Raw genomic sequence first — 13,267 nt, 5'->3', positions numbered from 1 at the left:
GCTCTGCGTCCGCTTTTGAATGGGACGCAGAGCGTCCCGAGATGCATTCCCACGCAGAGCGTGGGAACGATCGGTTACAAGGTTAGCGCCCCTTCTTCCAGAGATACCCACCCACCAGAATCCCGACACCACAAATGATCGCCACATAATAGGCCGGCCCCATCGGGCTTTCCTTCAAGAGCAACGTCACGACCATCGGCGTCAGGCCACCGAAAATCGCGTAAGCCAGGTTGTAGGAAAACGACAACCCGCTGAACCGCACCACCGCCGGGAAGGCTTTGACCATCACATACGGCACCGCACCGATAGTGCCGACCAGCAGACCGGTCAGGGCATACATCGGGAACAGCCAGTCGGGATGGTTGAACAGGCTGTGATAGAACGTCCACGAACTGATCAGCAGCGCGGCGCTACCGAACACGAACACCCGGCCGGCGCCGAAGCGGTCAGCCAATACACCGGAGGCCACACAGCCCAGACTCAGGAATACGATGGCCAGGCTGTTAGCCTGCAACGCGGTAGTCGGCGAGAAGTGATAGACGGTCTGCAGCACGGTCGGGGTCATCAGGATGATCACGATGATGCCGGCAGACAGCAGCCAGGTCAGCAGCATGGAAATCAGGATCGCACCGCGATGGTCGCGCAACACGGCGCGCAGCGGCACTTCTTCGGCCAGCGCTTTGCGCAGTTGCAGTTCGGCGAACACCGGGGTTTCGTGGAGCCAGCGACGCAGATAGACCGAGAACAGGCCAAACACACCGCCCAGCAGGAACGGGATCCGCCAGGCGTAATCCGCGACTTCAACCGGTGTGTAAATGCTGTTGATCGCGGTGGCGACCAATGAGCCCAAAAGAATACCGGCGGTCAGACCGCAGGTCAGTGTGCCGCAGGCATAACCAATATGCCGCTGCGGCACGTGTTCGGAAACGAATACCCAAGCCCCCGGCACCTCACCGCCAATCGCCGCACCCTGGATCACTCGCATCAGCAGCAACAGGATCGGCGCCCACATACCTATCTGCGCATAAGTCGGCAGCAAGCCCATGATCAGGGTCGGCACTGCCATCATGAAAATGCTCAAGGTGAACATCTTCTTGCGCCCCAGCAGATCACCGAAGTGCGCCATGACGATGCCGCCCAGCGGCCGCGCCAGGTAGCCAGCGGCGAAGATGCCGAACGTCTGCATCAGGCGCAGCCACTCGGGCATGTCGGCAGGAAAGAACAGCTTGCCGACCACCGTGGCAAAGAACACAAAGATGATGAAGTCGTAAAACTCCAGCGCGCCGCCCAGGGCAGACAGCGATAACGTCTTATAGTCGTTGCGGGTCAGCGGACGTGCGGATTGGTTGGGCTGCGCGATGCTCGAGGGCGCTGTGGTCATGGCAAGGGCTTCTCTTATAGTCGGATCTGCAACCTCAACAACGCTGGCTGAGGCTTGGGCAGGTTCGGCACGATAGCAAATTGTTCGAAAAAGCACATAGAGGCGCGTATTTGACGGTCAAAATGAGAACCGGACGGTCGTCTCGGAGTCTACCGATCGATATACTCGTGACATTGCAACGGCTTGTAAGGGGTTGCTGTGCGAAACCGTCGTTGGCATCCGTCAGCCGATTTCGCAGAGTTTCCCTTTAGGCGCCTTACGAAAAACGTGACGAACGTAGTATGTTCGGGGCTGAATCGTTTTTCCAAGACGGCTATTCACCCGCTACACCTACGAAGAGTCACGGGTCAGAGGCACCCCCGGCATGATAGAGCTCGAACAAGAAGATCCAATCCCGCAAGGCGACCTGGCCCTGCAAATCACCGCGCTTCCGCGCGAAACCAATGGCTTTGGCGATATTTTCGGCGGCTGGCTGGTGGCGCAGATGGATTTGGCTGGCACCGCAATGGCCAGCAAGGTCGCCGGTGGTCGCGTGGCCACCGTGGCGATCGATCGCATGGCGTTCCTGGTGCCGGTAGCGGTGGGTGCTCAACTCTCCTTCTATACCCAGGCCCTGGAAATCGGCCGCAGCTCGATTCAGATGATGGTCGAAGTCTGGAGCGACGATCCACTGTCCAGCGAATGGCGTAAAGTGACCGAAGCAGTCTTCGTGTTCGTCGCTATCGACGGCAGCGGCCGCACTCGCTCGGTTCCGCCTAGAGCTCGTTAAACCGGAGCCCGTAAAAAAAGTGGGCGTTAAACCCGGTGCCCGTTTTGCGGTCCATTGCAGTCCTGTTCCTGATCGAGAGTTGCCCCATGAGCACGCCCAACGTTGAAGCCGTGAAACTGGATGAACTGAACTGCTGGCGCATCCGCCACGGTCAGGCCGAATTGCTGGTGGCCCAGCAAGGCGCGCACATCCTCAGTTATCAATTGGCTGGCGAACCGCCGCTGATCTGGCTCAACGACGAGGCGGTATTCAAGACTGGCAAGAGTATCCGCGCCGGCGTGCCGGTGTGCTGGCCATGGTTCGGCAACCTGTCGCGCAACCCGCAGAGTGTCCAGGCCATGCGCGTCAGCCAGGAACCGCCGACCGCCCATGGTCTGGTGCGGGCGATGGACTGGGAACTGGGCGGCATCGAAACCGAAGGCGAAAGCCTGAAGGTGGAATTCGTCCTGCCCTACCCCGAAGGCGGTCTGCCGGGATGGCCGCATCAGGTGGACTTGAAACTGAGCATTCGTCTGGATGAGCAGTTGCATATCAGCCTGACGAGCGAAAACAAGGGCGCCGAACACGTCACGATCAGCCAGGCATTGCACAGCTATTTCGCGGTCAGCGATGTGCGCCATGTGCACGTTGAAGGGCTGGATGGCTTGAGCTATATCGAAACCCTGGACGACTGGAAAACCGTCACCCAGACCGGTGATCTGCATTTTACCGGCGAGACCGACCGCATCTATCTCAATACCCCACCGAAGCTGAGCATTGTTGACCCACATTGGGAACGACGCATTGAACTGACCAGCAGCGGCTCGCGCTCGGCGGTGATCTGGAATCCCTGGATCGACCGCGCCGCGGCATTCAGCGACATGGCCGATGATGGCTGGCAGCGCATGCTGTGCATTGAAACGGCGAATGTGATGGGTGATGTGGTGACGCTGGCACCGGGGGCAAGTCATAGCCTCGGTGTGAGCATCGGTAGCAAACCGCTTTAAAATCAAAAGATCGCAGCCTGCGGCAGCTCCTACATAGATCGGCGTAGGAGCTGCCGCAGGCTGCGATCTTTTTTGCGGTATACGCGATTACAAATCCGACTCTTTGACCACCCGCACCTGCGCCGCGTCCAGCGCATACGCCGCGTCCGCCAGGTCGTTGTTGACCTTTTCGATCTTCAGCGTGCCGGTCACCCACAGCGGTGTGTAGATGTCATTCAGCTTCAAGCCTTTTGGATAACGCACCAGCACCAACTGGTTAGGTGGCGGTGGCGGCACGTGGATGCAAGCGCCCGGATACGGCACAAGGAAGAACAGCGTGCTGTGGCCCTTGGCGTCGGATTCCAGCGGTACCGGATAACCACCAATGCGGATGTGTTTGTCGTTCATCGACGGCACGGTTTTGGTCGAGTACATCACCGCCGGCAAGCCCTTGCTCTGCTTCATGCCACCTTTTTGGGTAAAGGTGCCGTTGGCTTCCGGGGAGTTGTGGTCGATTTCGGGCATAGCCTCAAGGGCTTTCTGGTCCGACTTGGGCATCAGTTCAAGCCAGTCGGTTTCCGGCAGTTCGCCGGCATGGGCCAAACCACTGCCCAGGAAGAGAAGAGTCAACAGAAGACGGCGCATGAAAGTGCTCGGCAAAGGAAAGGACAATGTGACGATGGCAACGCCGAGCATTCTAGCCCTCTCCGGCGATGGCGCAGAGAGGGCTTTGTCACTTCAATCAGGTCCTTTTTTTGATCAGGCCGTAAATCACCAGCAATACCACCGCGCCCACCAGCGCACCGATGAAACCTGCGCCTTCGCCAGCGCGGTAAATGCCCAGGGCCTGGCCGCCGTAAGTGGCCGCCAGCGAACCGCCGATACCGAGCAGGATGGTCATGATCCAGCCCATGCTGTCATCGCCCGGTTTCAAAAACCGAGCCAGCAGGCCGACGATCAAGCCGATAAAGATGGTTCCGATAATTCCCATGGCATTTCCCTCTGAATGATTGGATATGCCGAAAGCCTAGCCAGACTTTGGCATCCTGCCATCAGAGAGCGGCGTACCCTGAAGGTTCCGCCGCCGCCACATGAAACTATTCGGCGATGAGCGCTTCGACCTTGAGGATCTGCGCAGCCAACGTTTCACGGTCTGCACAGCGCAGATTGGCGTGACCGACCTTGCGGCCAACCTTGAAGGCCTTGCCGTAGTGATGCAGGTGGCAATCAGCAATCGCAATCACTTTCTCTACTGGCGGTACGACACCAATGAAGTTGAGCATCGCGCTCTCGCCGACCTTGGCCGTCGAACCCAGCGGCAGACCGGCAACGGCCCGCAGGTGGTTTTCGAACTGGCTGCACTCAGCGCCTTCGGTGGTCCAGTGCCCGGAGTTGTGCACGCGCGGGGCGATTTCGTTGGCCTTGAGGCCGCCGTCGACTTCAAAGAACTCGAACGCCATCACGCCGACGTACTCCAACTGCTTGAGCACCCGGCTGGAGTAATCTTCAGCCAACGCTTGCAGCGGGTGATCAGTGCTGGCCACGGACAGCTTGAGAATGCCGCTGTCGTGGGTGTTGTGAACCAGCGGATAGAACTTCGTTTCGCCATCGCGAGCACGCACGGCGATCAGCGAGACTTCACCAGTGAACGGCACGAAGCCTTCCAGCAGGCAGGCGACGCTGCCCAGTTCGGCGAAGGTGCCGACCACGTCTTCAGGCTTGCGCAGGACTTTCTGGCCCTTGCCGTCGTAACCCAAGGTACGGGTTTTCAGCACGGCCGGCAGACCGATGGACGCCACGGCGGCATCCAGATCGGCTTGCGACTGGATGCCGGCGAACGCGGGGGTCGGAATCCCCAGGTCCTTGAACATGCTCTTTTCGAACCAGCGATCGCGGGCGATGCGCAGTGCTTCAGCGCTCGGGTACACCGGGACGAATTGCGACAGGAATGCCACGGTTTCGGCCGGGACGCTTTCGAACTCGAAGGTCACCAGATCGACTTCATCGGCCAGTTGGCGCAGGTGATCCTGATCGCCGTAATCGGCCCGCAGGTGTTCGCCCAATGCGGCTGCGCAAGCATCCGGCGCCGGATCGAGGAAAGCGAAGTTCATGCCCAGCGGAGTGCCCGCCAGCGCCAACATGCGACCCAACTGGCCGCCACCGATTACACCGATTTTCATCGTCAACAACCTCAGGCGATGCGTGGGTCTGGATTGTCCAGGACGCTGTCTGTCTGCTCAGCGCGGAATTTCTTCAACACGGTATGAAATTGCGGATGCTTGGCGCCCAGGATGCTCGCCGAGAGCAGGGCTGCGTTGATCGCGCCAGCCTTGCCGATGGCCAGGGTGGCGACCGGAATGCCTGCTGGCATTTGCACGATAGACAGCAGCGAATCGACGCCCGAGAGCATCGACGACTGCACCGGCACGCCCAGCACTGGCAGGTGGGTCTTGGCCGCACACATGCCTGGCAGGTGGGCCGCGCCACCGGCACCGGCGATAATCACCTCGATGCCACGGGCCTCAGCCTCTTCGGCGTACTGGAACAGCAGGTCCGGGGTGCGGTGGGCAGAGACCACTTTCACCTCGTAAGGGATGCCGAGCTTTTCCAGCATATCGGCGGTGTGGCTAAGGGTGGACCAATCGGACTTGGAGCCCATGATCACGCCAACCAGTGCGCTCATCGTCGTGCCTCTTCTCTCTGGGCGCCCGCAGGCGCGTCAAAAAACAACAAGCCACGCAGAATGCGTGGCTTGATTGTACGAAAAATGGCCGGACGAACCGGCCGAAGGCCGCGCAGTATACCTCAATGAAGCAGATAAACAGCCCCCGATGCGACCATCTGTCATACGGCGCAAAGTGCCGGTTTTATTGACCTCAAGGTCAATCAAATCCACCACAAATCCCTGTGGGAGCTGGCTTGCCTGCGATGGCGTCAGCACATCAAACATTGATATTGAATATGCCGGCCCCTTCGCGGGCAAGCCCGGTCCCACAGGGTTCTTCGTTGTCTTCAAGAAACGGGGGTGGTTTGCGCCGCACCACCCTCAAGCTTGCGCCAGAGCAACCGCACGTTGGCCTTGCGCACCAGCGCGCAGCGGTACAGACGAATTTCCAGTGGCACATGCCATTGCGGGCCGCCGCAGACCACCAACTCACCGCGAGCCAGTTCGGCGCGCACGCTCAGTTGCGGCACCCAGGCAATGCCCAAGCCCTCCAGCGCCATGCTTTTCAGGCTGTCGGCCATGGCGGTTTCGTAAATAGTGGTGAATCGCAGCGCCCGCTGGCGCAACAGCATGTTCACCGAACGTCCAAGAAACGCACCGGCGCTGTAGGCCAATAGCGGCACGCTGGCCTCGCCTTCCAGGTCGAACAACGGTTTGCCATCGGCATCGGCGGCGCAGACCGGGAGCATTTCGGTGTCCCCCAGGTGCAGCGACGGGAAAATCTCCGGGTCCATTTGCATGGCCGCATCCGGGTCGTAAAACGCCAGCATCAGATCGCAGCCGCCTTCGCGCAACGCATGCACGGCATCACCAACGTTGGTCGCCACCAGTCGCGTGGCGATGTTCAGCCCTTCGTTGCGCAACTGCGCGATCCAGCGCGGGAAAAAACCCAGTGCCAGGGAGTGAGCAGCGGCAACCTGCATCACCTCGCCCTGCCCGCCTTCCAAATGATGAAGGTGGCGCAGCACCTCACCGAGCTGTTCGACCACGGTTCGCGCGGTAACGAGAAACAGCTGTCCTGCCGCTGTCAGCTCAACCGGCGTGCGGGAGCGATTGACCAAAGTCAGCCCCAGCGCGGCTTCGAGGCTGCGGATCCGCCGGCTGAATGCCGGCTGAGTCACGAAGCGTCGTTCAGCTGCCTGGGAGAAGCTGCGGGTGGCGGCCAGAGCACTAAAGTCCTCGAGCCATTTACTTTCCAGATTCATTTCGCCCTCCCGGGGCACGCACCAATTTAGGTCACACGCTCGCCGTACACGCGGCGTCACACGGGCATTATGCCGAATGTGCATAGGCTAGTGTTTAACAGCATTGGCCCAAAATTCTTCACAAGCCTAGCATTTGCAGTGTTCCGGCACAGACCGGGTCCCTATCGAGATGATTTCTATCATGTCTTCCGCTGCATCTTTCCGCACAGAAAAAGACCTGCTTGGCGTACTCGAAGTACCTGCTCAAGCGTATTACGGCATCCAGACCCTGCGAGCGGTGAATAATTTCCGTCTCTCCGGTGTTCCGATTTCGCATTACCCGAAACTGGTTGTCGGTCTGGCAATGGTCAAACAGGCCGCCGCTGACGCCAACCGCGAGTTGGGTCACCTGAGCGAAGCCAAGCACGCTGCCATCAGCGAAGCCTGTGCCCGATTGATCCGCGGCGATTTCCACGAAGAATTCGTGGTGGACATGATTCAAGGCGGCGCTGGCACTTCGACCAACATGAATGCCAACGAAGTCATCGCCAACATCGCGCTGGAGGCCATGGGCCACAGCAAGGGCGAATACCAGTACCTGCACCCGAACAACGACGTGAACATGGCGCAGTCGACCAACGACGCCTACCCGACCGCGATCCGTCTGGGTCTGCTGCTGGGTCACGACGCGCTGCTGGCCAGCCTCGACAGCCTGATCCAGTCGTTCGCCGCCAAAGGTGAAGAATTCAGCCACGTTCTGAAGATGGGTCGTACCCAGCTGCAAGACGCCGTGCCGATGACCCTGGGCCAGGAATTCCGCGCCTTCGCCACCACCCTGAGCGAAGACCTGGCGCGTCTGAAGACCTTGGCACCTGAGCTGCTGACCGAAGTGAACCTGGGCGGTACCGCAATCGGTACCGGCATCAACGCCGACCCGCGTTACCAGGCCCTGGCCGTTCAGCGTCTGGCAACCATCAGCGGTCAACCACTGGTACCGGCCGCCGACCTGATCGAAGCCACCTCCGACATGGGCGCCTTCGTGCTGTTCTCCGGCATGCTCAAGCGCACCGCGGTCAAGCTGTCGAAGATCTGCAACGACCTGCGCCTGCTGTCCAGCGGCCCACGCACCGGCATCAACGAAATCAACCTGCCAGCGCGTCAGCCAGGCAGCTCGATCATGCCAGGCAAGGTCAACCCGGTAATTCCGGAAGCCGTGAACCAGGTTGCTTTCCAGATCATCGGCAACGACCTGGCCCTGACCATCGCGGCCGAAGGCGGCCAGCTGCAACTGAACGTGATGGAACCGCTGATTGCCTTCAAGATCTTCGACTCGATCCGCCTGCTGCAGCGCGCCATGGACATGCTGCGCGAACACTGCATCGTCGGCATCACCGCCAACGAAGAGCGCTGCCGTGAGCTGGTCGAACACTCGATCGGCCTGGTCACCGCGCTGAACCCTTACATCGGCTATGAAAACGCCACCCGCATTGCCCGTATCGCTCTTGAAAGCGGCCGTGGCGTGTTGGAACTGGTGCGCGAAGAAGGCTTGCTCGACGAAGAAATGCTCGCCGACATCCTGCGCCCGGAAAACATGATCGCTCCGCGTCTGGTGCCTCTGAAGGCTTGACCAAACGCCGGCTCTGATGAGAGCCACGCTCACCAGGTCGAGGGACTAGACACCTCTCACCTTTTGAGGGCTTGGGGATTTACTCCCTCAAGCCCTTTTTTTTAACCCGTTTGCGGATTTTCACAACATGTTGAATGTTTTCAGTGCCGCCAAGATCGCAGCCTTCGACAGCTTCCACAGGATTTGATATCCCCCAGAAGCTGCCGAAGGCTGCGATTTTTTGATTTTGCAGCGCCCTCGTTCGTCGCTTGCACCACAATCGTGCAGACGGCCGGCGCTCTCCTAGGTATAGTGCCGGCCCTCTTCGCGTGAGCGGTCGTCGTTAACGAGGCCCAAACCCATGCGAAACCCGAACTAATAAAACCCGCGATATGGAAACGGAACGTACCTCGACCCACCTGTTGTGCCCCGCGCAAGCCGGTGTAACGCGATGTGTCGGCCCATCCAGTATTCGCACACACAAAAAATAGCGAGGAATAATCCATGCTCGAAGTCATCAACGACTTCCTCTCAGGGAAAGTACTGATCGTGCTCATTGTCGGGCTCGGTAGCTACTTCACGATCCGCTCGCGTTTCGTTCAGTTCCGCCATTTCTTTCACATGTTCGCGGTGTTCCGTGACAGCCTCAAAAGCAGCGCTGGCCAGCTCAGCTCCTTCCAGGCCCTGATGCTCAGCCTGGCCGGCCGCGTCGGTGCAGGCAACATCGCGGGTGTCGGCATCGCCGTGACCCTGGGTGGCCCCGGTGCGGTGTTCTGGATGTGGGTGACCGCGCTGGTCGGCATGTCCAGCAGCTTCTTCGAATGCTCCCTCGGCCAGCTCTACAAGCGCTGCGACTCCGAAGGCCAGTTCCGTGGCGGCCCGTCCTATTACATCCAGCACGGCCTGCAGAAACGCTGGTTGGGAATGATCATGGCGTTCTTGCTGCTGATCACCTTTGGCTTCGCCTTCAACGGCCTGCAAGCCCACGCCGTAACCCACTCGTTGAACAATGCCTTCGGCCTCGACACCACGTACACCGGCCTTGGCCTGGCGGTATTGCTGGGTCTGGTGTTCATCGGTGGTATCAAGCGGATCGCCAAGGTCGCTGACCTGCTGGTGCCGGTGAAAACCCTGGTGTACATCGGCGTGACCATCTACGTGATCGTGCTGCAGTTCGACCACGTTCCAGGCATGTTGATTACCATCGTCAAAAGCGCCTTCGGTCTGGACCAAGCGTTCGGCGGCCTGATCGGCAGCGCCATTGTCATGGGCGTGAAGCGCGGCGTGTTCGCCAACGAAGCAGGCCTGGGCAGTGCGCCGAACGTGGCCGCCGTGGCCTCGGTCGAGCACCCGGTTTCGCAAGGCGTGGTTCAAGCGTTCAGCGTGTTCCTCGACACCTTCGTGATCTGCACCTGCACCGCGTTGCTGATCCTGCTGTCGGGCTTCTACACCCCGGGCTTCGAAGGCGACGGCATTGCCCTGACCCAGAACTCCCTGGCTGCCGTGGTTGGCGAATGGGGCCGGATGTTCATCTCCGTGGCCCTGGCGTTGTTCGTGTTCACCTCGATCCTCTACAACTACTACCTGGGCGAGAACAACCTGCGCTTCATGATCGGCGAAAACCGCAAGGCGCTGATCGGCTACCGCGCACTGGTACTGGTATTGATCTTCTGGGGTGCCATCGAGAACCTGGGCACGGTGTTCGCGTTCGCCGACATCACCATGACCCTGCTGGCGTTCGTGAACCTGATCGCGCTGTTCCTGCTGTTCAAGGTCGGCATGCGTATCATGCGTGACTACGATGACCAGCGCGCTGCCGGCATCAAGACTCCAGTGTTCGATTCGAGCAAGTTCCCGGATCTGGACCTGGACCTGAAAGCCTGGCCAGCCAATCCGTCAGCCGCTCCTCAAGTGCAGACTGAGCCGCAAGGCGTGACCGCAGCGCAACGCTGATCGGTAAAAAACCGGGCGCATCCCCTGCGCCCGGCGTGACACAGCTTGCGACCGGCGTCATGCTCGGTCGCATGTTGTGGCAGCTTTTTTGATGCTGCCGTTTTGGTTCGGGTTTGAGACCACGTCGCTGCCATCGCGAGCAGGCTCGCTCCCACATCGTTTTCGGAGAACCTCCATGAATTCCTCGACTTTTCCTGCTGCCCAGCACGTCATGGTGCTCTACACCGGCGGCACCATCGGTATGCAAGCCAGTGCCCACGGCTTGGCGCCAGCGTCCGGTTTCGAATCGCGGATGCGCGAGTATCTGCACAGCCAGCCTGAGCTGGTGGTGCCGCAGTGGCGCTTTCGCGAGATGGCGCCGCTGATCGACAGCGCCAACATGACGCCCGCCTACTGGCAGCAACTGCGTGAAGCAGTGGTCGACGCCGTTGATGTCCAGGGCTGCGACAGCGTGTTAATCCTGCATGGCACCGACACCCTGGCCTACAGCGCCGCAGCCATAAGCTTTCAGCTGCTCGGCCTGCATGCCCGCGTTGTGTTCACCGGCTCCATGCTGCCGGCCGGCGTAGCCGACAGCGATGCCTGGGAAAACCTCAGCGGTGCATTGGTTGCTCTTGGCCAAGGCCTGGCACCGGGCGTTCATCTGTACTTCCACGGAGAACTGCTCGACCCGACCCGGTGCGCCAAGGTTCGCAGCTTCGGCCGTCATCCGTTCAAGCGGCTGGAGCGTCAGGGCGGCGGCGTGAAGGCGACTTCCGTGCCGGCGCAGCTGAACTACAACCAGCCTAAACAGCTGGCGAAGGTCGCGGTGCTGCCGCTGTTCCCGGGCATCGGTGCCGATCAACTGGATGGCCTGCTCAACAGCGGTATTCAGGGTCTGGTACTGGAATGTTATGGCAGCGGTACCGGGCCGAGCGACAACCCCGAGTTTGTCGTCAGCCTGGAACGGGCGCGGGACAAAGGTGTGGTGGTGGTCGCGGTGACGCAATGTCATGAAGGTGGTGTGCAGCTCGACGTATACGAGGCCGGTAGCCGCTTGCGTGACGCCGGGGTGTTGTCCGGTGGCGGCATGACTCGCGAGGCGGCATTCGGCAAATTGCATGGGTTGTTGGGCGCAGGGCTTGAGACGGCTGAAGTTCGACGGCTGGTTGAACTCGACCTGTGCGGCGAACTGAGCTGACACAACACAAAACCCTGTAGGAGCGAGGCTTGCCCGCGAAGCTTTTGGCGTACTTGAGGACGCCTTCGCGGGCAAGCCTCGCTCCTACAGGGTTGGTCATAACCGGCATATAACTTGCTCCCTTCCGGCACGCCCAACGCTGGAACTACCCATGCTCCACTCCCATCTCACCACCCTCAACGCCGTCTCCCTGGTGCTCAATACCTTCAAGGCTGAAGGCCTGTCCAGCGAGGCGTTACTGGCTGGCAGCGGCATCAGCGCGGCGGATTTGAGCCGGGCGGACACGCGCATCACCACCAACCAAGAGATGCTGGTTTGCGCCAACGCCGTCGCATTACGTCGCGATATCGGCCTGGAGCTGGGTCGGCGGATGCACGTCTCGTCCTACGGCATGCTCGGGTACGCCTTACTCACCAGCGCCACTTTAGGTGACGCGTTGCGATTGGCGCTGCACTATCCGGCGCTATTGGGAACACTGTTCGAGTTGAGCCTGGAAGAAGAGGACGAGCGCATCTGGCTCACCGCAGGCGACTATCGGGAAAATCCGGCGCTGGCACCATTCAATGTCGAGTTTTGCCTGGTTTCGATGAAAGTCACCTGCGAAGACTTGCTTGGCCACCCTCTGCCTCTGCTCGGCGCCCGCTTCGAACACCCGGCGCCTGACTATCAGGCGCACTACACCGAGCGTTTCGACTGCCCCTTGCAGTTCGATGCGGTGTCCAATGCCTTTGCTTTCGACAAACACTGGCTCGAACAACCCCTGCCTCTGGCCGACGCCATCACCCATCAGGCCATGGCCGAACGTTGCCGCAAGCAAAACACCGAATTCACCGGGCGCCAGGCCTGGCTCGGGCGTATCCGCCAACTACTCGCCGCACAACTCAACGCGGCGCCCGGGCTTGAAGGGTTGGCGGAACAAATGAATTGTTCGGCGCGGACTTTGCGCCGACATCTAAAGGACTTGGGCTGCAGCTATCAGGAATTGCTCGATGAGTTGCGCTTCGAGCAGGCCAAGCGAATGCTCTGCGAAGATCAATTGCCGATCTACCGGATTGCCGAGGCGTTGGGGTTCAGCGAGACCGCGAGCTTCCGACATGCGTTTGTGCGCTGGAGTGGTGTGGCGCCGAGCCAGTTCAGGCCACACCGATAACCCTGTGGGAGCGGGCTTGCCCGCGAAGAGGCCAGTACATTCGACGCATCTCCATTGACCGGACCACCGCTTTCGCGGGCAAGCCCTAATGCCAGTCAGTTAAGCCCTCCGGTCTTCTTTTTGGGGTATTTGACTGGCCTGGGCTTCACCACCCTTGGGTAACTTCGCGGCCGCCTGGCAGGAAGCATAAAGTGCTGAGCCTGGACTCTCAGGTCTGCCAGTCGTTTAGGGATCGTGCCTGGCGTTTCCAGCGGACAAAAGCGCAGCGCATTGGTGACCGCTTGAGCCAACCAGAGAAAACTCAAGCGTTGCGGCGCCACCTTCATTTCTTCAGCCATCAAGCCCATTTCCTGA

The 13,267-nt window shown here is 60.1% G+C and carries 12 protein-coding genes and 1 pseudogene; 6 read left to right on the top strand and 7 right to left on the bottom strand.

The genetic code is table 11. The annotated features are described in order from the left end of the window. Nucleotides 1-82: 82 nt before the first annotated feature. Entirely contained in the window at nucleotides 83-1,381 is a 1,299-nt protein-coding gene (locus F6R97_RS14870; RefSeq protein ID WP_050681695.1) for an MFS transporter, read from the bottom strand. A gap of 364 nt (nucleotides 1,382-1,745) precedes the next feature. On the opposite strand from F6R97_RS14870, the gene F6R97_RS14865 reads away from it, so the two are divergent. Next, on the top strand, nucleotides 1,746-2,150 hold the full coding sequence (locus tag F6R97_RS14865; RefSeq protein WP_007896491.1) for an acyl-CoA thioesterase: 405 nt from the start codon (nucleotides 1,746-1,748) through the stop codon (nucleotides 2,148-2,150). An 86-nt stretch (nucleotides 2,151-2,236) separates the two neighbouring features. Next, nucleotides 2,237-3,136: a D-hexose-6-phosphate mutarotase gene (locus tag F6R97_RS14860; RefSeq protein ID WP_050681696.1), complete on the top strand. Its 900-nt coding sequence runs from the start codon at nucleotides 2,237-2,239 to the stop codon at nucleotides 3,134-3,136. Between the two features lie 87 nt (nucleotides 3,137-3,223). Here F6R97_RS14860 and F6R97_RS14855 read toward each other — a convergent pair whose 3' ends face one another. The 5 genes from F6R97_RS14855 to F6R97_RS14835 form a co-directional block, all read right to left on the bottom strand. Next, complete coding sequence (locus F6R97_RS14855) at nucleotides 3,224-3,760, bottom strand: DUF3299 domain-containing protein (protein WP_038983567.1); 537 nt, start codon at nucleotides 3,758-3,760, stop codon at nucleotides 3,224-3,226. Nucleotides 3,761-3,857: 97 nt separating this feature from the next. Continuing rightward, nucleotides 3,858-4,106, bottom strand: a complete 249-nt coding sequence (locus F6R97_RS14850) for a GlsB/YeaQ/YmgE family stress response membrane protein (RefSeq protein ID WP_007896499.1) — start codon at nucleotides 4,104-4,106, stop codon at nucleotides 3,858-3,860. A 106-nt stretch (nucleotides 4,107-4,212) separates the two neighbouring features. Continuing rightward, complete coding sequence (locus tag F6R97_RS14845) at nucleotides 4,213-5,295, bottom strand: 5-(carboxyamino)imidazole ribonucleotide synthase (RefSeq protein WP_315866742.1); 1,083 nt, start codon at nucleotides 5,293-5,295, stop codon at nucleotides 4,213-4,215. Between the two features lie 11 nt (nucleotides 5,296-5,306). Continuing rightward, on the bottom strand, nucleotides 5,307-5,798 hold the full coding sequence (gene purE / locus F6R97_RS14840; RefSeq protein ID WP_003196369.1) for a 5-(carboxyamino)imidazole ribonucleotide mutase: 492 nt from the start codon (nucleotides 5,796-5,798) through the stop codon (nucleotides 5,307-5,309). Between the two features lie 329 nt (nucleotides 5,799-6,127). Beyond that, nucleotides 6,128-7,045, bottom strand: coding sequence for a LysR substrate-binding domain-containing protein (locus F6R97_RS14835; RefSeq protein ID WP_038980569.1), 918 nt, complete (start codon nucleotides 7,043-7,045; stop codon nucleotides 6,128-6,130). A gap of 181 nt (nucleotides 7,046-7,226) precedes the next feature. Here F6R97_RS14835 and aspA point away from each other — a divergent pair, with 181 nt between their 5' ends. The 4 genes from aspA to F6R97_RS14815 all read left to right on the top strand — a co-directional run bounded on the left by aspA (nucleotide 7,227) and on the right by F6R97_RS14815 (nucleotide 12,913). After that, nucleotides 7,227-8,651 carry an aspartate ammonia-lyase gene (gene aspA / locus F6R97_RS14830; RefSeq protein ID WP_030132480.1) on the top strand — a complete coding sequence of 475 codons (1,425 nt, stop codon included), beginning with the start codon at nucleotides 7,227-7,229 and terminating at the stop codon, nucleotides 8,649-8,651. 483 nt (nucleotides 8,652-9,134) lie between these two features. Continuing rightward, a complete protein-coding gene (locus tag F6R97_RS14825; RefSeq protein WP_038980567.1) occupies nucleotides 9,135-10,583 on the top strand; it encodes an alanine/glycine:cation symporter family protein in 1,449 nt (482 codons plus the stop codon). Between the two features lie 175 nt (nucleotides 10,584-10,758). Beyond that, entirely contained in the window at nucleotides 10,759-11,763 is a 1,005-nt protein-coding gene (locus tag F6R97_RS14820) for an asparaginase (protein ID WP_050681697.1), read from the top strand. A gap of 151 nt (nucleotides 11,764-11,914) precedes the next feature. Further along, nucleotides 11,915-12,913: an AraC family transcriptional regulator gene (locus tag F6R97_RS14815; protein ID WP_038980563.1), complete on the top strand. Its 999-nt coding sequence runs from the start codon at nucleotides 11,915-11,917 to the stop codon at nucleotides 12,911-12,913. 95 nt (nucleotides 12,914-13,008) lie between these two features. Here the strand turns inward: F6R97_RS14815 and F6R97_RS14810 are convergent. Next, a pseudogene (locus tag F6R97_RS14810) lies at nucleotides 13,009-13,267 on the bottom strand (hypothetical protein); the annotation flags it as partial.

Source organism: Pseudomonas sp. JV414 (genome assembly GCF_032424305.1).
GTDB lineage: Bacteria > Pseudomonadota > Gammaproteobacteria > Pseudomonadales > Pseudomonadaceae > Aquipseudomonas > Aquipseudomonas lini.
This window is presented reverse-complemented; position numbering and strand designations above follow the sequence as displayed.